The organism is Cupriavidus sp. SK-3 (assembly GCF_000611145.1).
Classification (GTDB): domain Bacteria; phylum Pseudomonadota; class Gammaproteobacteria; order Burkholderiales; family Burkholderiaceae; genus Cupriavidus.
This window is the reverse complement of sequence record NZ_JFJV02000279.1, coordinates 37282-56913: the sequence shown is the minus strand read 5'-3', so window position 1 is coordinate 56913 and position 19632 is coordinate 37282. Positions and strand designations below refer to the sequence as shown.

20 protein-coding genes and 1 pseudogene are annotated in these 19632 nt (G+C 64.1%); 10 read left to right on the top strand and 11 right to left on the bottom strand.

Annotated features, from left to right (window positions below):
* Positions 1-20: 20 nt before the first annotated feature.
* Positions 21-194, bottom strand: coding sequence for a hypothetical protein (locus CF70_RS36820; protein ID WP_160172313.1), 174 nt, complete (start codon positions 192-194; stop codon positions 21-23).
* 361 nt (positions 195-555) lie between these two features.
* Between CF70_RS36820 and CF70_RS30860 the strand changes: the two genes are divergently transcribed.
* On the top strand, positions 556-3321 hold the full coding sequence (locus tag CF70_RS30860) for a UPF0182 family protein (RefSeq protein ID WP_035874734.1): 2766 nt from the start codon (positions 556-558) through the stop codon (positions 3319-3321).
* 254 nt (positions 3322-3575) lie between these two features.
* Here the strand turns inward: CF70_RS30860 and CF70_RS30855 are convergent, their stop codons facing one another.
* The gene (locus CF70_RS30855; protein ID WP_035874732.1) at positions 3576-5105 is read right to left on the bottom strand and encodes a CYTH and CHAD domain-containing protein; all 1530 of its coding nucleotides are present in this window, start codon (positions 5103-5105) and stop codon (positions 3576-3578) included.
* Between the two features lie 316 nt (positions 5106-5421).
* Here CF70_RS30855 and CF70_RS36370 point away from each other — a divergent pair, with 316 nt between their 5' ends.
* From CF70_RS36370 to CF70_RS30825, 7 genes are all read left to right on the top strand, one after another.
* Entirely contained in the window at positions 5422-5676 is a 255-nt protein-coding gene (locus CF70_RS36370; RefSeq protein WP_152561968.1) for a hypothetical protein, read from the top strand.
* A gap of 98 nt (positions 5677-5774) precedes the next feature.
* On the top strand, positions 5775-6005 hold the full coding sequence (locus CF70_RS30850) for a hypothetical protein (protein ID WP_035874731.1): 231 nt from the start codon (positions 5775-5777) through the stop codon (positions 6003-6005).
* A gap of 359 nt (positions 6006-6364) precedes the next feature.
* Positions 6365-6802, top strand: a complete 438-nt coding sequence (locus CF70_RS30845; RefSeq protein WP_035874730.1) for a MarR family winged helix-turn-helix transcriptional regulator — start codon at positions 6365-6367, stop codon at positions 6800-6802.
* 38 nt (positions 6803-6840) lie between these two features.
* Positions 6841-8313 (top strand): efflux transporter outer membrane subunit, encoded by a 1473-nt coding sequence (locus tag CF70_RS30840; RefSeq protein WP_035874729.1) that lies wholly within the window; start codon positions 6841-6843, stop codon positions 8311-8313.
* A gap of 57 nt (positions 8314-8370) precedes the next feature.
* On the top strand, positions 8371-9654 hold the full coding sequence (locus tag CF70_RS30835; RefSeq protein ID WP_035874728.1) for an efflux RND transporter periplasmic adaptor subunit: 1284 nt from the start codon (positions 8371-8373) through the stop codon (positions 9652-9654).
* A gap of 119 nt (positions 9655-9773) precedes the next feature.
* Positions 9774-11336 carry a DHA2 family efflux MFS transporter permease subunit gene (locus CF70_RS30830; protein ID WP_035874727.1) on the top strand — a complete coding sequence of 521 codons (1563 nt, stop codon included), beginning with the start codon at positions 9774-9776 and terminating at the stop codon, positions 11334-11336.
* Between the two features lie 95 nt (positions 11337-11431).
* Positions 11432-11683, top strand: a complete 252-nt coding sequence (locus tag CF70_RS30825) for a hypothetical protein (protein WP_035874726.1) — start codon at positions 11432-11434, stop codon at positions 11681-11683.
* A gap of 148 nt (positions 11684-11831) precedes the next feature.
* Here CF70_RS30825 and CF70_RS30820 read toward each other — a convergent pair whose 3' ends face one another.
* From CF70_RS30820 to CF70_RS36815, 7 genes are all read right to left on the bottom strand, one after another.
* Complete coding sequence (locus CF70_RS30820) at positions 11832-12263, bottom strand: hypothetical protein (protein WP_035874725.1); 432 nt, start codon at positions 12261-12263, stop codon at positions 11832-11834.
* Positions 12264-12439: 176 nt separating this feature from the next.
* Positions 12440-12835, bottom strand: a complete 396-nt coding sequence (locus CF70_RS30815) for a nuclear transport factor 2 family protein (protein WP_035874723.1) — start codon at positions 12833-12835, stop codon at positions 12440-12442.
* A gap of 202 nt (positions 12836-13037) precedes the next feature.
* Positions 13038-13574, bottom strand: a complete 537-nt coding sequence (locus CF70_RS30810) for a MarR family winged helix-turn-helix transcriptional regulator (RefSeq protein WP_035874721.1) — start codon at positions 13572-13574, stop codon at positions 13038-13040.
* Positions 13575-13702: 128 nt separating this feature from the next.
* Positions 13703-13963, bottom strand: a complete 261-nt coding sequence (locus CF70_RS30805) for a hypothetical protein (protein ID WP_035874720.1) — start codon at positions 13961-13963, stop codon at positions 13703-13705.
* Positions 13964-14004: 41 nt separating this feature from the next.
* Entirely contained in the window at positions 14005-14673 is a 669-nt protein-coding gene (locus CF70_RS30800) for a flavin reductase family protein (RefSeq protein ID WP_035874718.1), read from the bottom strand.
* A gap of 45 nt (positions 14674-14718) precedes the next feature.
* Positions 14719-15198, bottom strand: coding sequence for a VOC family protein (locus CF70_RS30795; protein ID WP_035874716.1), 480 nt, complete (start codon positions 15196-15198; stop codon positions 14719-14721).
* A 192-nt stretch (positions 15199-15390) separates the two neighbouring features.
* Positions 15391-15546, bottom strand: coding sequence for a hypothetical protein (locus tag CF70_RS36815; protein ID WP_160172312.1), 156 nt, complete (start codon positions 15544-15546; stop codon positions 15391-15393).
* On the opposite strand from CF70_RS36815, the pseudogene CF70_RS30790 reads away from it, so the two are divergent.
* A pseudogene (locus tag CF70_RS30790) lies at positions 15497-16301 on the top strand (PLP-dependent aminotransferase family protein); the annotation flags it as partial. The gene CF70_RS36815 and the pseudogene CF70_RS30790 sit on opposite strands and share 50 nt — an antisense overlap.
* A 49-nt stretch (positions 16302-16350) precedes the next feature.
* Here the strand turns inward: CF70_RS30790 and CF70_RS30785 are convergent.
* A complete protein-coding gene (locus tag CF70_RS30785; RefSeq protein WP_035874714.1) occupies positions 16351-17070 on the bottom strand; it encodes a Coq4 family protein in 720 nt (239 codons plus the stop codon).
* Positions 17071-17260: 190 nt separating this feature from the next.
* On the opposite strand from CF70_RS30785, the gene CF70_RS30780 reads away from it, so the two are divergent.
* On the top strand, positions 17261-17965 hold the full coding sequence (locus CF70_RS30780) for a Crp/Fnr family transcriptional regulator (RefSeq protein ID WP_051649268.1): 705 nt from the start codon (positions 17261-17263) through the stop codon (positions 17963-17965).
* A gap of 45 nt (positions 17966-18010) precedes the next feature.
* Here CF70_RS30780 and CF70_RS30775 read toward each other — a convergent pair whose 3' ends face one another.
* Positions 18011-19585 (bottom strand): methyl-accepting chemotaxis protein, encoded by a 1575-nt coding sequence (locus CF70_RS30775; protein WP_035874712.1) that lies wholly within the window; start codon positions 19583-19585, stop codon positions 18011-18013.
* Between the last annotated feature and the right edge of the window lie 47 nt (positions 19586-19632).

Sequence of the window (19632 nt, the reverse complement as noted above, 5' to 3'; positions counted from 1 at the left end):
CAGCCGCCCCGCCCCCTCGTTCACAAGGTGTACAACAGGCCAAGCACGAGCAGGCATCCGGCAAGCTTCAGGTAATAGCTGCCGCCGTGACGGGGTTCGCTTGTGCGCGGTGCTTTGGTGAAATGCGGCGTCATATTGCTTACCGGGCTGGTCAGGGGAAGCACAGGCAATGCGCGCTCTGGGCCCGCGAGCATTCCGGCTCCGCGGCGCCACCGAATTGCCGGGCCTTACAAGGTTAGGAACTGGCCCATGTAAATGGCGTAAAGAGGTGTTGCCCTGCCATAAAGCTTTCGTAAATCCCGTCTCCACCGCGGTGCCGCTTCATGTACTTGGGCGCGGGCGGTATCGGACGCGCCCCGGCAAGCGTGCTGCGCGGTGATTCCCCACCTACAATTGATTATCCGGGGCGATTCGGCGCGGACCTTTGCTTTGTTGGGAGCCGGCTATCGCGGTCGCCCCGCCAACCCGTTCGGCCAGGTTTCGGGCAGACCGGCAGCATACCTAGGCCCCGTCACAGCAGGCCATGGATGACGTTCCGGCAAAGGAGCACGATCGATGCGATCGCCAGGCGGATCCGGCACGCGGCTGAGAGGCATTGCCGTCAGGATCGTGGCGGTCGTCGCCGCGCTGATCGTCGTCAGCCGCGTCACCGGCATGCTGGTTGACTGGCTGTGGTTTTCCTCCGTCGGCTACGCGGACGTCTTCTGGACGATCCTCTTTACCCAGGTGCTTCTTTTCGCCGCCGTCTTCGTGGCTTCGGCGGGCGCGGTATGGGCGTCGGGATGGCTGGCGCACCGCTACGCGAGCCCTGGCGCCTGGAAGCTGGAGACGGCATCCCAGCCCGGGATGCCGGAGGTCCTGAGCGAACTGGTCGGCGACGTCGCGCCACACGTCCACTGGCGCACCGCCATCGCCGGGGCCGCCGTCCTCGTGGGCCTGTTCCTCGCTGTCAGCGAAGCCTCGGACTGGGACATCGCGCTGCGCTATGTCAATCAGGTGCCCTTTGGCAAAGGCGATCCGATCTTTGGCAAGGACATCGGCTTCTACCTCTTCTCGCTGCCCGCCTATATCGCGCTCAGGAACTGGTTGCTATTGCTGCTTGGCTGCAGCGCGGCCGTCGCCGCCGTGGTGTACGGACTGCGCGGCGACATCGCCTTCCTGCAGTCGCCGCGCGGGATTTCGCCAGCGGCCGCCACCCACGGCTCTGTGCTGCTGGGACTGTTCTTCCTGCTGCAGGCGTGGTCTTACTGGCTCGACCGCTTCCTGCTGCTCTACGGCGACAACGGCGTCGTGGTGGGCGCCGGCTATACCGATGTCCATGTCGGGCTGCCGGTCCTGTGGCCGCTGATCGGCCTGGCCACCGCTGCCGCGCTCGCCTCATTGGCCAATATTCGCTGGCGGAGCTATCGGGTTCCCGCGGTGTCGGCGCTGATCGTGTTCGGCGGCGCATTCGTCTTCGCCGTGGCCTACCCGGCGCTGTTCCAGCGCTTCTATGTCAAGCCGAACGAGCTACAGCTGGAAACACCTTATATCCAGCACAATATTGCGCTGACGCGGGAGGCCTATGGCCTGGCGCAGATTGCGGTAAAGCCGTTTCCGGCCCAACAGAACCTGAATCTCGCCACGCTCCAGGCCAATCGTCCGACCATCGACAACATCCGCCTGTGGGACTTGCAGCCGTTGCGGGATACCTATGCGCAGTTGCAGGAGATCAGGACCTATTACAAATTCCTGGCGACGGACATCGACCGCTACCGGTTTGCCGCCGGCTATCAGCAGGTCATGCTTTCGGCGCGGGAACTGGAGCCGTCGTTGCTGCCGGCAAATGCCCAGACCTGGGTCAACCTGCATCTGCTGTTCACCCACGGCAACGGCGTCGTGATGTCGCCGGTCACGGAGAAATCCGCGGAGGGCTTGCCCTCCCTTTACCTGAAGGATATTCCGCCCGTCTCCAACGGCGGCCCCGCCATCCGCGAGCCGCGCCTGTACTTCGGCGAAGGCGGCAAGGGCTACGTTATCGTCAACGGCAACGCGCCAGAGTTCGACTACCCCAAGGGCGACGAGAACGTCTATACGAACTACAGCGGGCGCGACGGCATCGGCATCGGCAGCCTGGCGCTGCAGGCCCTCTTCGCCTGGCAGTTCGACGATCCCAACATCCTGGTGACAGGCTACATCACACCCGCAAGCCGGATCCTGCTCCATCGCAACATCCAGGACCGGGTACGCACGATCGCCCCGTTCCTCAGCCTCGACCATGACCCCTACATCGTCGCAAGCGGCGGGCGGCTTTACTGGATTCAGGATGCCTATACCACCAGCCGCTGGTTCCCGTACTCCCAGCCGGCCAGCGAAGACGGCGACAACTACATACGCAATGCAGTCAAGATAGTGATCGACGCGTACAACGGGACTGTCGACTTCTATGTCAGCGATCCCGCCGATCCCATCGTGCGGACGTACCAGCGCATTTTCCCGGGCCTGTTCAAGGCACTGGGCACGATGCCGCAGGACCTGCAGCAACATATCCGCTATCCCGAGGACCTGTTCCTGATCCAGGCGCAGATCTACCGCGCTTACCACATGGAAGCGCCGGAAGTCTTCTACAACCGGGAGGATCTCTGGCAGTTCCCCCGCAAGCTGGCCGACATTGACGCCGGGACCGGGGCCGGGGCTGGCCCCGGCGTGCCGATGACGCCTTACTACATGATTGTGCGGCTCCCGGCGGAGCCCCGCGCCGAGTTCGTTCTGATGCTGCCGATGGTGCCCAGCCGGCGCGAGAACATGATTGCGTGGCTGGCGGCACGTTGCGATCCCCCCGACTACGGCAAGCTCGTCGTCTACGCGTTTCCCAAGGACAAGCTGATCTACGGGCCGTTCCAGATCGAAGCGCGCATCCAGCAGAACACCGAGATCTCCCAGCAGATTTCCCTGTGGAACCAGATGGGTTCGCGCGTCATCCGCGGCCATCTCCAGGTCGTGCCCATCGAGAACGCGATACTCTACGTCTCCCCGCTCTACCTGCGCGCGGAGTCCGGGCAATTGCCCGAGCTGAAGCGGGTGATCGCCGCCTACGGCGACCATGTGGTCATGGAGGAGACCTTGGGCGCCGCGCTGGCGGCGCTCTTCAAGGAAGCCGCCCCCGCGGCGGCGCAGCGCCAGGGCACGTCGGACAGCCGCGCCCGCGAGGCGCTCGCCCACTATGACCGCGCCATGGAGCGGTTGAAAGCGGGCGACTGGACCGGCTTTGGCGTGGAACTCGATGCCCTCCGGCCACTGCTCGAAGCGCTCGGCGCCGGGCGTTCCAATGATCAAAAATGACGGCTGGCTATTCCACTGGTAACTGGTAACTGGCAACTGGTGACTGATGACTGGTGGCATCCGAGGATGAGGCCTATATCCAGGTAGACCAGCTGGGCATTGAAATGGCCAGCGGCGGCATGAACAGCACGCTGCGCGACGCCGCCCGCTTTGCCGAAGTGATACGCAAGGCTGCCTCGGGAGACCCCCCGGATGCCATCGCTGGCAAAGCGGTTCGGATCGCCCTGAAGGCCAAGGGGAAGATGCGCCCCTTACTATGGCCGTTCCGTGCGGCGGAACCGCTTCCAGAGCCGTCGCTGATTCTCCCGATCAGCGACGAGGCGTGCCGACAGGAATCCTCTGGCATAGATTGCGCCGCCTGAGACACTTTCGTCGGCCTGCTGAAGACAAGCGAGGAGGTGGCCAGCCACGGCCATGTCATTGCCCCAGCCAAGGTCATCCTGCAGCCTGGCGAGCACGCCGCGATAATTGTCCAGCGATTTCCGCTGGAACAGCGACGCGAAAAATTCGGCTGCATAGCGCAGCTTCTTCGCGGCAATACGAGCGCGATGCCGCCGTGGCGCGTCGAGCTTGTGCAGCCCACGCCCGCGACGGACAAGCTTGCGATGGCGCGCGCGCAGCACATCGCGAGCCAGCTCGCTTGCCGGCATGGCCAGCAGCATTTGCTTTGACGGTTCCGCATCACCCTGCCAGGACGCAACCGCCATCCAGTGTCCCAGCGCGAGAACCAGCCGCGCATAGCGCGCGGAACGAACCGCTTCGGCGGCATCATGCCGTCGAGCACTCGCAATCTCGGCGGCGGCCTCGCTGACACGCCGAAGGCCAGGGAGGTCGTCCTCCCCCGCCGAAACCTGAGGCAGCGTCGAATGGGCAAGCACCTCCCAGTCCCTGGACTTGCCCAACTCGCCTGCAATCCATTTGATTTCGTCCTGCAGCCCGGCGGGCAGCGTGACCACGCCGCAGAACATATCGAGCGCAGAGCGAAAACGGCGTAGCCCGACGCGCATCTGATGTACGCCCTCCGGCGACCGCGCGCTCGCGACTACAGCTTCGTTGGCGTGGACTTGCGCAAGGCAGTTCCGCGCGATCTCCCGGAAAGCATCTCCCACGGAGCCCTGCCGCTCCAGCACGAGCGGCGTCGCACGCAGGGCTTTCGGCATCTCGCAGACAAGCAGGCCGTAGCCGCGATCGCCTTTGCTCGCCAGGCTAAGGCGCACCGGCACCGTGTCGGCCAGATTCAGCGCCAGAGCATAGAGGTGGTCCGCCTTGCCACGCTTGAGTTCCAGCTCCAGTTCGGAAAATGACTGGCTTGATTCGCCGGCAACCACGGTACAGGTATCGATCGCGAGCTCGACTTCATCTCCCTCGGGAAGCCCTAGCAGCCACACGGTGCGGCAAACGTCCGTACAGAACGCCGGTGCCAGCTGCTCCTGCAACTGGTGCGTCTTCAGCACCGGTGAGAGTGTCGATGTCTCCGGCACGATCGCCAGCAATGCAGCGATATCGGGCGCGTTGCCGGCAACCGGCGTTTCGTACTCTTCTCGCTCGAACAGGCCCGCACGGCGTGCGCCCGCTGACTTCAAGGTCTGCACATAGTGACCGGCCGCCTGACGAACCCGGAGCGATGCGGCCTGCCGCCAGAGCAGCAGATCCGGCGTGTCGAAGTAGTCGCTACGCAACGCTTCCTCGCGCGGCGGTTGCACCTGCAATGTCGGGAGCAGGGGAAGGTCGCGCAGGACCTGAGACTGTTCCTGCGCAAGCTCGAACTTCAGTTCCCTCGCCATGGCATGTCTCTCCCCGCCTGAACCACGAACGTGCGTTTGAAAGGTGCTACGGGATTCTCCGGCGGGCGGGCCGCCACCCATGCCGCGCAAGCGGTCTCCGGGAAATTCCCTGAGGAACGCCAGCCTGCGAATTGATATCCTAAGGTTAGACCCTCTCGTTAATGGCTGGAGGGTCGCGCATTGCGTCGGGAAGATTTCCGCTCACCCGCCTATGCACATCCAGCCAACACCGGCGGGTGGGGCCGCAAGAAAGCTGAGCCGAAGTTCGCCACTGCGCGCTGGCGGACTCCGTGCATACGATAAAAGCGAGAGGTGCATGGAAAGTAACAGGCGCGCCGGCTATTACGAATTTAAGGCCTACACCGAGCCACTTACGAATGGAAAGCACCAGGGATTCGTTCTTGTCCGCCATCACACACTTGCCGGGACACTGCAGACGGTGTTTCGCGCGGGACGGCCTTCCATGGAAGAAGCCGAGGCCTTTGCCATGGCCGAGACGCGGGTCGCCGATCTCATTGAACTGATCGGCAGCGGTCGGCTGCCCCCGTCTTCGCGGGCGCATCCCGGCTAGCTGCCTTGGGACGAACGCCGTGGAAGTGGTCGCTACGCCAGTTGAAATTCGAGCCCCATTTACAGCAGCACTGAGCAGCACTGAGAGCCCCGGAACCTATGTCCAAGACCATCAAGAAGCAGTACCTGAAGGCGCTCAACCGACGCCTGAAGAAGGAATCGGCAGGCCGGTTCGATACGGTGTTTGTCTTCTATCCGGTCGGCTCAAAGCCGAAAAAGGCGACTGGCGTGACAGCAAGCGCGCCTGCCGATGAGCACGTCCTCGCAGTCATGGACGCTGTCCAGGCTCGCGTATTCGCCAGGTTCGAGGATTCGGAAAAGCGCGGATAGGCAGATATTCCGGCGACGGCAGGCCGCATCGACCCCATGACGCAAATGCAACCCGGGCCGTACCTGCTACGACCCGGATTCCGGTCAACGCGGCGCTCCCGCCGATATGCCCGGGAGTGCTCTTCGGCGCTGATGCGTCATGCGCTGCCGTCGCTTGACGCACTCGCGCCGGCGAATGCATTGTGGTCGCGCCCCCAGACCTGATGCTGGCTGTGCCGAGCCACGCCATCTAAGGCACCATACAAATCAGCGGCTTGGACGAGCTCAACCGTCGCGCAGCGCTGCGGGCCAAAAATCTATCTTGCATATATCTGACTTATCAACTACTGTTTCGTCAACAACATCGATGAGGTCTCACCGTGGATCATTACTCGAAGGAGAACTATCAGCTCATGCAGAGCGTCGGGTACTTTCTCAACCGTGCCCGCGACGGCCTCCTGATCGAAATGGATGCGGCCCTGAGAGACCTGGACATCACTGCCCAGCATATGGGGATTCTGCTCCTCCTGACGCGTGGCGAGGCCCACACGCCGTTCGAGATGAGCAGGCTGCTCTGCATCGACAGCGGCCTGATGACCCGCATGCTGGACAAACTGGAAAGCAAGGGCCTGCTGGCGCGCAGCCGTAGCGTCGACGATCGCAGGATGGTCAACCTCACGCTGACGGAAAAAGGCATGGCCGTGGCAGAGCGCATTCCGGAAGTGGCGCCGAAGGTGCTCAACGCCCGATTGAAGATGTTCAGCCCGGAGGAATTCACTGAATTCCGCCGGCTCCTCGCCAAATTTGCGAATATTTGATCGCTTTTTTTTTGCTCATTTAACTGATAGGTCAGATAATGTACAATCAGATTACCTCTTCGACACGCCGCTTCGCGGGCCCCACGCTCTCGGTGTTGATGGCGGCGGTCCTGGCCGGCTGCGCCAACTATGCCGGCATCCACAGCGACAAGCACATCGCCGAAGCCACTGCCTACGCCACCACGCAGAGCATCCCCGCCGAGCAAGGCCGCTGGCCTTCGGCGGACTGGACCGACCAGTTCGGCGATGCCCAGCTCAAGGCGCTGATCGGCGAAGCGCTGCAAGACAGCCCGTCGCTGGAAAAGGCCCGGGCTCGCGTGGCCGCCGCCACGGCGCTCAGCGAGGGAGCCAACGCCAATACGCTGCCGCAGGTGGGTGCCGGCTATTCCTGGACGCGCCAACGTTTCTCGGAAAGCACGCTCGTGCCGCCCCCGTTCGCCGGGTCCTGGCAGTCGGAGAACAAGGCGGTCATCAACGCCTCTTATGAACTCGATCTGTGGGGCAAGAACCGCGAAGCCCTGAAGTCCGCCGTATCCGCGGTGCATGCCAGCGAGGCCGAGGCGGAACAGGTGAAGCTGACGCTAAGCAGCGCGATTGCCCGGGCCTACAACGAACTGGCCCGCCTCTACGCGCTGCACGACATTGCGCAGGATGAAGTGAAGCAGCGCCGTGGCGTGCTGCGCGTGACCAGCGGGCGCGTGGCCATGGGACTGGAGACCGAGGTCGAGAAGCGCACCGCCGAAGCCAACCTGGCCGCCAGCGAAGTCGCGCTCTCCTCGCTCGACGGCAATATCCAGCGCACGCGCTACCAACTGGGCGCGCTGCTCGGCCAGGGTCCGGACCGTGGCCTGGCGATCAGCCGCCCTGCCCTGGCCACCGGCGACGAAGTCCGCCTGCCCGACAACCTGCCGGCCGATCTGGTCTCGCGCCGCCCCGACATCGTCGCCGCTCGCTGGCGCGTCGATGCCACCCTGCACGACATCAAGGTGGCCAAGGCGGAGTTCTATCCGGACATCAACCTGTCCGCCGCGATCGGCCTCGACGCCTTTGGCTGGGGCCGCTTCCTGCGCGCCGCCAGCCGCACGGCCTCGGCCGGTCCCGCGATTCACCTGCCGATCTTCGATGGCGGCGCGCTGCGCGCGCAGCTCAAGGGCCGCTACGCCGAATTCGACTTTGCCGTCGCGAACTACAACGAGACCCTGGTGAACGCCCTGACCGATGTTGCGACCCAGCTCTCCGATATTCGCGCCATCGACACGCAGATCGACAGCGCGATCCGCAGCGACACCGCCGCGCAGCGCGCGCTGACCCTGGCTCTGGCGCAGTACAAGGCAGGCCTGACCAACCAGCTCACCGTTCTGAACGCGCAGACCAACGCACTCTCCAGCAGCCAGGCGGTAGCCAACCTGCGCATGAATCGCCGCGACCGGCAGATTGCCCTCGCCGCGGCGCTGGGTGGCGGCTACACGGATGCCTCTGACTCGTCCAGACAGGCGGCACAGTCCCGCTAACTCCGCGCTCAACCAAAACGAACACGAGCTCGAACGCGAACTCGAACAGGTGACACCATGAACGAAACGACCAAGACCGACCAGGCTACCGCCGAAGCCCGACCCGCCAAGTCCTCCACGCAAAACACCCGCAAGCGGCTGCTTGCCTTGCTCGGCCTGGCCAGCGCGCTCGCCGTGGCCGGCTACGGCGCCTACTACTACAGCGTGGCGCGCTTTCACGAGGAAACCGATGACGCCTATGTCAACGGCAACCTGGTCCAGCTCACGCCGCAAGTCATCGGCACGGTGATCGCGGTCAATGCCGACGATACGCAGATCGTGAAGGCCGGCGAGCCGGTGGTATCCCTCGACGCCGCCGATGCCAGGGTTGCGCTCGCCAGCGCCGAGGCCGCGCTGGGCCAGACCGTACGCCAGGTCAGCGCCCTTTATGTCAACAACAACGTGCTCGACGCCACGGTGCGGCAACGCCAGGCGGACCTCGCCCGCGCCAGGGACGACCTGCGCCGCCGTACCGAGGTTGGCGAAGCCGGCGCCGTAGCCGCCGAAGACGTGGCGCACGCCCGCGATGCGGTCAAGGCTGCCGAAGCCGCGCTCGATAGCGCTCGTCAGCAACTGGCCTCGAACCATGCGTTGACGGACCAGGCGTCCGTTGCCGACCACCCCAGCGTGCTCGCCTCCGCGGCCAAGGTGCGTGACGCGTATCTGGCCAATGCCCGCAACACACTTCCCGCCCCGGTCACGGGATACGTGGCGCGGCGTTCGGTGCAGGTAGGCCAACGCGTTGCCCCCGGCACGCCGCTAATGGCGATCGTGCCGCTCGACGGCGTTTGGGTGGACGCCAATTTCAAGGAAGTCCAGCTCAAGCACATCCGCATGGGCCAGCCGGTCGAACTGCATGCCGACCTGTACGGCGGCAGCGTGTCCTACCACGGCAAGGTGGTGGGCTTCTCGGCCGGCACCGGCAGCGCCTTCTCCGCGCTGCCCGCGCAGAACGCCACCGGCAACTGGATCAAGGTCGTGCAGCGCCTGCCCGTGCGTATCCTGCTCGATCCGGCGGAACTGCGCGCGCACCCGCTGCAGATCGGCTTGTCGATGCAGGTCGACGTAGCAACGCACACGGCAACCGGCTCGCAGCTCGCCACCGGCGGCGAAACGCCGTATCGCACGACCTATCGCACCGATGTGTTCCAGCGCTATGGCGAAGAGGCCGATCGCGAGATCACGCGGATCATTGCACAGAACAGCAACGGCAAGTCCGGTACGGACATGGCGAAGCTGCCGGCGCAGCGTACGGCGCAAGGCGCGAAGCCTCAGCCGCTCATGCAAGCGGCCGGGGCCTGAGCGCCGCAATGCACCAGTCCTCTCTCGTCCTTTTATCTGACATATCAGATTACTAGCCGGACCGCCGCCGCAGATTGTGCGGCGGCCACCCCAGAGCGAATCTCTTTCGGAACGCCCCCATGCAATCCCCAGCCCAGACCCAGACCGCACCCGCCCCGCTCACCGGCGGCAAGCTCGTGCTGGGAAGCTTCGCCGTGGCCCTGGCCACCTTCATGAACGTGCTGGACTCGTCGATCGCCAACGTCGCGATCCCGACCATCTCCGGCAACCTCGGTGTGTCGATCGACGAAGGCACCTGGGTGATCACATTGTTCGCCGCGGCCAACGCCGTCGCGATTCCGTTGACGGGTTGGCTGACCCAGCGCGTGGGTCAGATCCGCCTGTTCGTCACCGCGATCCTCCTGTTCGTGCTGTCGTCCTGGCTGTGTGGCATTGCCCCCAACCTGACCGTGCTGCTCGCCGCGCGGATCCTGCAAGGCGCGGTGGCGGGACCGCTGATCCCGTTGTCGCAATCCATCCTGCTGGGCTCGTATCCCAAGGAGAAGAGCGCCATGGCGCTGGCGCTGTGGGCCATGACCGCCACCGTGGGCCCGATCGCCGGCCCCGCGCTGGGCGGCTGGATGACCGACAGCTACTCGTGGTCCTGGATCTTCTACATCAACGTGCCGGTCGGCCTGTTTGCCGCGGCCGTTACGTGGGCCATCTACCGCGACCGCGAGACGCCGGCCCGCAAGCTGCCGATCGACCTGGTGGGCCTGGCCTCGCTGATTGCCTGGGTCGCCTCGTTGCAGATCATGCTCGACAAAGGCAAGGACCTGGACTGGTTCAGCTCCCCGGTCATCATCGTCCTGGCCGTGGTGGCTCTGCTCAGCTTCCTCTTCTTCGTGATCTGGGAGTTGACCGAAGAGAATCCGATCATCGACCTGCGCCTGTTCAAGGGCCGCAACTTCCTGGCCGGCACCGTCGCCATCTCGGTTGCCTTCGCGGTCTTCTTTGCCAACCTGGTCGTGTTGCCGCAATGGATGCAACAGTACCTGGCCTACCCGGCCGTCAACGCCGGCCTGGCGACCGCGCCGCTGGGGATCTTCGCCGTGCTGCTCACGCCTGTGCTGGGCAAGCTGATGCCCAAGGCGGAATTGCGCGTGCTTGCCACGCTCTCCTTCGTCGGCTTCGCGGCTGTCTTTTTCATGCGTTCCCACTACACCACCGGCGTGGATACCTTCACCCTGGTGCTGCCCACCCTGCTGCAAGGCATTCCGACCGCGCTCTTCTTCGTGCCGCTGACCGCGATCATCCTCTCGGGCCAGCCGCCAGAGAAGATTCCCGCCGCCGCCGGCCTGTCCAACTTCGCCCGCGTCTTCTGCGGGGCGGCAGGTACGTCGCTGGCCACGACCGGCTGGAACAACCGCGCCGTGCTGCACCACGCCCAACTGGCCGAGCAAGCCGGTCCGAACAACCCGCTGTACGGTGCCGCCCTCCAGTCGATCCAGTCGACACTGGGCTTCACGCCGGGCCAGGCCGTCGCGTACTTCGAGCGTAGCCTGAACACGCAAGCCATCATGCTGGGCCTGAACGACATCTTCTGGATCTCGGGTGTGATCTTCATCATGATCGTGCCGCTGATCTGGCTCACCAAGCCGGTCAAGGGCCAGGTATCGGAGGCTGCCGCGGCCGCGCACTGAAGCGTCCGTTTCGCATGAGGTCAATCTGACTGCGCGCGTCGCAAGGACGGATTGCCTCCCAGCATGGACCATCCACTGATAAGCCAGAGCCATCGATGATGCAACGCACTTTCCTCATTGCCGCCGGCAAGCGGATCGGCCGTGCGTCGCACCGCCTTGCCGCCGCTAGCTGGCGCAGCGCGTCCTTCCTGTCGGTGACGGCAACGCAAGCGATGACCGTATCGATGGTCGGCGCCCTGCTGCTGCTGACACTGGCGTGCTCGTTGTACGCCATCGGAATGGGACTGGGACATGTGGGCGGCGTCCTGCGCTCCTCCGCGCTCGTCGCGGCCGTCAATGAGAACTGAGCACGGCCGGGCGATGAGCGATACGAGCGGAAACGCCGCACCAGAATGGGTTGGGTAGGCAGAGACATATTGAACGTCCAGCCCTTGACGCCAGGACACATGCGAGGCCGGCCAACCGCGGCGAGCCACGCGGGCACGCTACAAGCGCTTAGGCCTTCGGTGGACGCCCGGTCTTGACGGCTTCGACTTTCGAGACCGCAGCCAGCAATTGCTTTGGCGACGTCGCGGCAAGAAGCAGCAAGCCTGCTCGCAGAAGCTCGCTCTTCTTGATGTGCACACCCGCATCGAGGCATCGCTGCTTGAGTTCATCGATTCTTGCGTAGTCGGACTTTGGCATCGTGAAGCTGTCACGCAGCACCTTTTCCTTCCTGGCACCCGGCGCCTTTTTCGGCGCGGCCGAGCCGGCGCGAGCTTCCACCTTTGGCGCCTTGCTCTTGTCGGCCCTCGTCACTGACTTCTTGCTATCCGAGCCTCGCGGCGCTTTGCCCTTGGTTGCGGGCGCGGCTCTAGCGGCCACGTTCGCGCTCTTTGGAAAATGAAATACTTTTTTCGTGGGCGGCTTGATGATCGGTGAGTTCACGGCAGATTTGAAAGAAGAACAGGATAAACAGTATATACCGTTTATCGGCGACTTCCCGCGTCGCGCCGGTGCGGTGCAGCCGGTGCTCCGGTGACAAGGCTCAGATGCACGCGTCGGTGGACAAGCTAGCATCCGGGTTCTGCCTGCGGAAGGTCACAAGCCGGACCCGCCTCCGCTCATCTGGTTTTTTCTTGCGGCGCTGCGCTGAACGTCTTGTTGGAAATCTTCCACACGCCGTCGATCTCCAGCAGCGTCATGTAGTCCGTGAATGTCACTTCCGGATATTGCAGTACAACCTTGGCGCTGCCGGCATTGCCGACGACGTCGAAATGCGTAATGAAGCGTTTGCGCTGAGCTTCATCAGGTGCGGGTTGGCCCGGAAAGCGAGCGGAGAATTCATCGACGCTCAGGGAGTGCAGCACGCCGTCGCGAAACGAGACAATCCTCGCGTCCGGATGGAAAGCCAGGCGCATATATTCGGCCTTGCCGGTGATATGGGCTTTCAGGTAGTTCTCGATCGGCTCGAGAGCCGGTACATGTGGTGACGCCAGGCCTGCTTCACAAAATGTCATATTGTCCTCCGAACCCATGATCAGCTTGGGCCGATGCCCGCGCCGCGCTCTTCACTGCGCCAGATTGTATTCTACTTTTGCATACAAAAACAACGGCGATGGCGCCTTTTATCGGCTGGCGGCTCTTGGTGGCAAGCCTGGGCGGCCGCCGGGATTGGCATCCAGAATGGCCGCACCACGACAGTAATCTCCTACCCCCGGCCTACTTGATCCCCCGCCAGACCTTCCCCAATATCGTCTGCAGCGCCTGGCAGTCCTCATCGCTCAGTTCGCGCGTAAGGTGCGCGCAGGCCCGCCAGAAGGAAGGCAACGCCTGATCGAGAAGCGTCCGCCCGTTCTCCGTCAGCACCAGTTCCAGGCTGCGCCTGTCATCCTTGCGGTGCTCGCGCGCCAGCAACTCGCGCGTCTCCAGCCAGTCCAGCAGGCCGGTTGCCGACGAACGGGTCACGCCTACGTAGTCGGCAATCGCCGAGGGCGTCAGCGGGCCGATATCGAGCAGGCCGCGTTCGGCCAGCGAGAACAGGATCAGCACGTGCAGCTTGTTCTCGGTGATGCCATGCTCGCGCATGCCGGCGTTGACCACGCCCATGACGTCATCGCTTAGCCAGAGCAGCATCAGGCCTGCGCCTGCTTTCTTTCGACTGGTTCCGCGCTCCGCCGTGGCGGCAAGCAGCTTCAGGTGCGGGGCGATGGCCTGGTCGGCCTCGGAGGGGGGCGTAGGTTCGGTCTTCGTGGTCATTGGGTACGATGGTGGCCGCGCATCGCGCAGCGGGCTGCGGCTGCTGGTACGGCTGGCGTATGGTTTGCCGATCGTATCAGACTTCGCATGCAGCCCAGACAGCGATCCCCCCGGTTCACCCCGATGACCTACGCGCCCTGCACGAACGGGTCGCGCTGGTCCCCCACATGCCCGTCTGCGCAGGCATTGCGGGCACCGGCTGGCGCCCTTGCCCCACCGGTGAACGGGTCGCGGCGATCGATCGCCCGATGGGACGTGCCCTGCGCAGCAACGCAAGCGCTCATGCCGGTCAAGTCCACCGCATGCGCGGCGCTGATCGTGTTGAGGAACGGGCCCGGCGCGCCAAGCGTCGCGCAGGCGAAAACACAGACATTAAAATGCCACTTCATGATTGACTCCAGACTCTCAATACGGAAAATACGGCCGGGCGCTAGGCCCCGCCGACAAGATAGGGCTCGGCCTGCCCGCCCTGCTTGAGCCCATCCCACTGCTGCAGGCTCAGTTGGGGCATCTGGAAGGCCGGGCCGGTACGGCAATACCAGCCGGGGTTGTGCAGCCGGCCCACCAGGTCCATGCGGGGCGTGTCCAGGTAGAGCTGGCCGGGGTCGAGCACGGCTTCGTCCATCACGTGCATCGCCACGATATCGGCCACCACCAGGGTGCGCAGCCCTTCGACATCGAGCAATTGCCGCACGCGGCACTCGAAGGATGCCGGACTCTGCGCGATGCGCGGGGTCGCCACTTCGACGCCCGGCGCCAGCACCAGGCCCGCCTCCTGCGCTTCGTTCACGCCGGCGGGAAACTCGATGGCCGTGACGTTCATGCGCCGGGCCAGCGCGGCCGACACCATGTTCACGGTGAACTCGCCGCGCGTGCGGATATTGCGGGCCGTGTCCTTCGGCATGGCATCGCGCGCGCCGATCCCCACGCAGAACAGAGGCGGGTCCGCCGACAACAGGTTGAAGAAGGAGAACGGCGCAACATTGACCGCGCCATGCTCGTCCATCGAGGAAATCCAGGCGATGGGCCGGGGCACGACGACGGTCGACAGGACCTTATGCCGCGCGGCGCCGTCGAGCGCTTGCAGATCTATGTACATGGGGCTTCAGCGATTGGCGATGCAGGGTGGAGAGGCCGGCGGGGTTCAGGATCGCACCGTCGGCGTGGCGCCGGCTGCCGCTTTCTGCCCGGCGAATACGCGGTCGCTGCGCTTGCAGCGGCACCGGCCGATCTGGTGCAGTTCGATCATGTTGCCGGCCGGGTCGTGCAGGAACAGTTGCTTCAACTCGGGCGCCGCAACGTTTTCCTGCTTCCAGAAGTCCACGCCCATGCGCAGCAGTTCTGCCTCGGTGGCGACGATATCGCGCACGGCCAGCGCCACGTGGTTGCCGACCGGATCGCGCCCGGGGCCCTGGGCGTAGGGCGACACGCCGTCGCTGCCCAGCAGGTGGATCTGGCAATCATTGCCCATGTCGAGAAAATAGCCTGGAACGCCAGGAATATTCCAGCGCCCGGTGTCCGTGTCCAGGCCCAGCACGCCGCCATAGAAGGCGCCCATGGCGTCGACCTTGTCCAAAGGCATGCGGACCGCGTGATGATGAAGCTCGAGAATCTCGATAGCCATGTCTGGCTCCTTTTGCGAATTTGAGTTGGCAAGAAGCGGTGCTGCCCGGATATTCATGGCACGCCGCCTCCCTCACATAATACGGCACACGTACTATATGTCAAGCAAATCAAATGAGCGAATTTGCCGGTGCCATCCCACCTTGACGCTATCGGGACTCTCTTCCTGCCGCCGGTCCGGCACCAGGCGCGGTCAGTTCCCGCCCTCGCCGCCCAGCGTCCTGACGCTCTTCCACTGCCCCTGCCGGACCTCGAACAGCGTATAGGGCGGCTTGATCAGCTCACCTACTACGGGCTGATACGGGCCGAAGGCGCTCGCACGGGTGTTCCAGTTTGAACTCGTCGGCATTCCCAGCGACGACGAAGGCCTGTTGCCCGAGCAACTTGAGGATGCGAGCCGGCGCCTGCGCGTCAAGGCCATCTTCACCGCGCCCGACCTGCAGAACCCGACGGTAGTGACGATGAGCCTGGCGCGGCGCGCGGCGCTGGTCGACATCGCGCGCCGGCACCACATCGCCATCATCGAGGACGATCTACGGCCCGCTGTTGCGCACGCGCCTGCCCACGATTGCCAGCCTGTGTCCGGAGCTGACCTTCCATGTCACGTCGACATCGAAGGTCCTCGCGCCGAGACTGCGGGTGGGCTGTGTGCTGACGCCGCCCAACGGCGCCGCGCTGGCGGCCGAAGCGGTGCGCACCACGGCGTGGATGCCCGCGCCGCTATCGATGCTGATCGCCACGCGCTGGATCGAGGACGGCACGGCGCAGTGCATTCTCGATGCCCAGCGCGCGGAGCTGGCGGTGCGGCAGGAACTTGCGCGCGAACTGTTGCCCAGGGAGCATCTGAAGAGCGATCCGGCCTGCATGTTCGTCTGGCTGCGCGTGCCGGCGCCGTGGCGCTCGGACGACTTCGCGGCGAATGCGCTGGCGCGCGGCGCCAACACCATGCCGGCCTCGGCATTCGCCGTGGACCGCTCGACCAGCGAGCACGGCGTGCGGATCAACCTTGCCTGCGCCGCCTCGCGCGATCAGCTGGTGAGTGCATTGCGGATCGTGGCACAGACGCTGCGGGACCGGCCGCGCGCGCTGTTCGGGACCATCTGAGGCTGGCCGCCCGGCATGGCGCGGCCATTGGCCAGTCCCACCGGCCCGGTCAGGCCCATTGCTTCTCGGGACAATCCAGGTACGCAACGGGCTCGGCGATGCCGAGCCGTGCGCGCGCTGCGTCGAGCGGCTCATGCAGGAGCGCCTCATAGTCCTCGCCGAGCAGCCACTTTGCCTTGCGGCCGTTGCGATACCCCTCGATCACGGCACGCGCATAGGCGGTGGTGCCGGTCTTGCGCAGGCTCTTCAGCGCGGCGGCTGCCGCAATGAACGCCCAGCCAAGGCCGCCGGTCTGCGCGTAGCTGAACGCCACCAGCGCCGCCTCGCCCAGGTTCTCGTCGGCCTTGTAGCCGGTCAGTGCATGCCAGATGTCGTGGACGTCGCGGGTTCGCCTGGCGCTCCAGGCGTAGGGACTCTCGATGAGCGGCTCCCGGTTGATGTTCGAGACTTCGGCGAGGCCGGCGGCGCTGTATCCCGTTTCCTCGAGAAACGCGCGGTACGCCGCGCCGAGCGTGCCCGGCGCGAAGCTCGCGATAAACGCCGGATCGGAGAACCGCTCCGCCAGCTCGACGCGCCGATAGGCCAGCTTGCGCCCCTGCGGCGTCTTCATGAGCCGGTCGAAATTCTTCGCCGCGGCGGGCCCGTTGAGCGCGCGCATGATGAGGAACACCTGCGTCGTGTCGTCGCCGTTCGCGAGCAGCTTGCGGATCGCGCGAAATGCGGCGGGTAAATCACGCTTGTAGAGATCGGGGGCGGTCTGGGTGGCCATTGCCTCGTTCCTGTTGATGACGTCATTGCCGGGACCGCGACGCCGCCAGCCGCTGACGTTGCGGTTTTCATGGTTGCACCCTCGCGTTTACGAGGGTTTTCATCTAGGGGTCGTCACGACAAGTGAAGATCTTTGCCGGGAATGGCCGAATACAATGTCGTCTTCCTGACATAAAGCCAAGAATATCGCTGTGTCAAAGCCATTTACCACCGAAGACCGCCTGGCCGCCCTGAAATCCAGTGCCTGGTTTGCAGGCCTGACTGCCGGGCTTCAAGGGTGGATCGCCGAGCATTCAAGGGTCAGGGCCCTGGCCGCCGGCGAACCCCTGTTCCGCCGCGGCGATGCGCCGGACGGCCTCTACTTCGTGGTGGATGGCGCGGTCCGGATGACAAGGACCTCCGAGCAGGGCAAGGAGGCGCTGCTTGCCTTTGCCGAGGCGCCGCAATGGTTCGGGGAAATTTCGCTGTTCGACGGCTTGCCGCGCACCCACGATGCCTGGGTGCAAAGCGATGCGATGCTGCTGCACACGCCCCAGTCGGATCTGCTTCACTTTCTTGCGCAAAACCCATCGCACTGGAGAGCGTTCGGGCTCCTGCTCACGCAAAAGCTGCGGCTGACGCTAAACGCCATCGAAGCGTCGGCATTGCTGCCGGCGCCGGTCAGGCTGGCCCAACGGCTCCTGGCCATAGCCGGGGGCTACGGCGAGCGGCATGGCCGCAGCAAGCGGGTCATCCACGTGCAGCAGGAGGAACTCGGGCTGATGCTCTCCGTCTCCCGGCAGACGGTGAACCAGATCCTCAAGGATCTCGAACTGCGAGGCGTGTTGCACCGCACGCGAGGCGCGATCGAGATCCTGGATATCGAGCAGTTGCGGGCGTTTGCGAATGCGGGCTAATGTCCCGGGCCTGAAACGCTCAGCGCCCGATCCCTGCGCGGCTGCTCATTCTGTCAGCATGAATACATTGACGCAGTCCTCCAGATGCTGCGCCTGCTGACCCAACCTGGATGCCGACTCCGCGGCCTGCTCGACGAGACCCGCATTCCGTTGCGTCAGCTGCGCCACTTGCCCCACCGCCAGATCGATATGCCCGATCTCCTGGCTCTGCTCCCTGCTGGCGCTGGCGATGACCGACACAGACTCCATCAGCGCCCTCACCTTTTCTTCGACGCCCGCCATCGCCCCGCCTGCGCATACGGCCACTGCCCCGGCCTTGGATATGGCTTGATTTGAATCGTCGATCAGCAGCTTGATCTCCTTGGCTGCGCTTGCCGTCTTGGTTGACAAGCCTCGAACCTCGGTAGCCACGACAGAGAAACTCCTGCCGCTTTCGCCAGCCCTGGCGGCTTCGACAGCGGCGTTCAGTGCAAGAATGTTTGTTTGAAACGCAATGCCGTCAATCATCGACGTGATTTCAGCGATCTTCCTGGACTGACGGTCCAGGTCGCCCATGAGGTTCGCCAGCTTGCGAACATCGCTTGCCGCAGACATCGCCGCGCTGGAAGCCGCCTGTGCCGCCTCGTTAACGTGTTCCGCGCCCAGTGCGTTCTGCCGCGCCGTTTCAGTGATCTGGGACAGGCTTCCCGTCGTTTCTTCGATTGAACTCGCCGTTTCTTCATTGCGCCGGGAGAGGTCCGCATTGCCGCGCTCCTGGTTTGCCGCCGCCACTCGGATGGTATCGACGGCCACCCTCGCGTCCAGCAAGACGCCTACCAGCTTGGCGTTCATCTGGTTCAATACGCGTCCCAGCATCTTTGCCTGAACGTCGCCGCGCTCCGGGAACCGGGCCTGTACCTGCCCCGAAGAAACGGCAAAGGCCGTCTCATTCAGCCTCTTGAGTGGCTCCAGCACCTGCCGCGAAAGATAGAACGCCGCCCCGAGGCCAATCACCACGCCGGATGCGGTGAGCATCCATATCCCTTCCACGAAGATGCCAGCCTCCGCTTTCAGGAGGCTGACGCCGATGGCTTGTGCCAACAGAATGCCTACGAGCACAAGCATGACGGCCCACAGGCGGATGCCGACAGGCAGTCCCAGAATCCGGCTCGAGAGGCCCGCAAGTCCTACGCGCCTGACTTCACCATGATGCAACCGGAAATACTTGTCCTCCCCCTCCCGAATCCGCCGGTAGAGCTCGGTTGCGGTTGCCACTTGCTCCCTGGAAGGTTTGGTCCGCACTGACATATAGCCAACCTTCTGCCCCGATTTGAAGACGGGTGTGACATTCGCGACCACCCAATAGAACCCGCCGTCCCTGCGCCGGTTCTTGACGACCCCTGTCCACGGACGGTCATCCTGCAGCGTTGCCCACATATCTTCGAACGCCTTTGCCGGCATGTCCGGATGGCGGACAATGTTCTGCGGCTCGCCGATGATTTCAGCCCTGGAGAATCCGCTGCTCCTGACAAACGCTTCGTTAGCATAGGTAATGCGGCTGAAATTATCCGTGCGCGTAATGATGACCTCACCATCCGGCAGCACGTACTCTTCATTTTTGACTGGAAAATTCCCGCGCATTCCGTTTCCCCGACAAGTATCCAGTTGCATATAAAATACGCATAAAT

Coding starts and splice junctions, on each gene's coding strand:
- CF70_RS30860 (WP_035874734.1), top strand. CDS start 556: ATGCGATCGCCAGGCGGATCCGGCACGCGGCTGAGAGGCATTGCCGTC.
- CF70_RS30815 (WP_035874723.1), bottom strand. CDS start 12,835: ATGACATTTTGTGAAGCAGGCCTGGCGTCACCACATGTACCGGCTCTC.
- CF70_RS36820 (WP_160172313.1), bottom strand. CDS start 194: ATGCTCGCGGGCCCAGAGCGCGCATTGCCTGTGCTTCCCCTGACCAGC.
- CF70_RS30835 (WP_035874728.1), top strand. CDS start 8,371: ATGAACGAAACGACCAAGACCGACCAGGCTACCGCCGAAGCCCGACCC.
- CF70_RS30785 (WP_035874714.1), bottom strand. CDS start 17,070: ATGGCCACCCAGACCGCCCCCGATCTCTACAAGCGTGATTTACCCGCC.
- CF70_RS30795 (WP_035874716.1), bottom strand. CDS start 15,198: ATGGCTATCGAGATTCTCGAGCTTCATCATCACGCGGTCCGCATGCCT.
- CF70_RS30855 (WP_035874732.1), bottom strand. CDS start 5,105: ATGGCGAGGGAACTGAAGTTCGAGCTTGCGCAGGAACAGTCTCAGGTC.
- CF70_RS30850 (WP_035874731.1), top strand. CDS start 5,775: ATGTCCAAGACCATCAAGAAGCAGTACCTGAAGGCGCTCAACCGACGC.
- CF70_RS36815 (WP_160172312.1), bottom strand. CDS start 15,546: ATGCCGACGAGTTCAAACTGGAACACCCGTGCGAGCGCCTTCGGCCCG.
- CF70_RS30830 (WP_035874727.1), top strand. CDS start 9,774: ATGCAATCCCCAGCCCAGACCCAGACCGCACCCGCCCCGCTCACCGGC.
- CF70_RS36370 (WP_152561968.1), top strand. CDS start 5,422: ATGGAAAGTAACAGGCGCGCCGGCTATTACGAATTTAAGGCCTACACC.
- CF70_RS30825 (WP_035874726.1), top strand. CDS start 11,432: ATGATGCAACGCACTTTCCTCATTGCCGCCGGCAAGCGGATCGGCCGT.
- CF70_RS30810 (WP_035874721.1), bottom strand. CDS start 13,574: ATGACCACGAAGACCGAACCTACGCCCCCCTCCGAGGCCGACCAGGCC.
- CF70_RS30800 (WP_035874718.1), bottom strand. CDS start 14,673: ATGTACATAGATCTGCAAGCGCTCGACGGCGCCGCGCGGCATAAGGTC.
- CF70_RS30840 (WP_035874729.1), top strand. CDS start 6,841: ATGTACAATCAGATTACCTCTTCGACACGCCGCTTCGCGGGCCCCACG.
- CF70_RS30775 (WP_035874712.1), bottom strand. CDS start 19,585: ATGCGCGGGAATTTTCCAGTCAAAAATGAAGAGTACGTGCTGCCGGAT.
- CF70_RS30805 (WP_035874720.1), bottom strand. CDS start 13,963: ATGAAGTGGCATTTTAATGTCTGTGTTTTCGCCTGCGCGACGCTTGGC.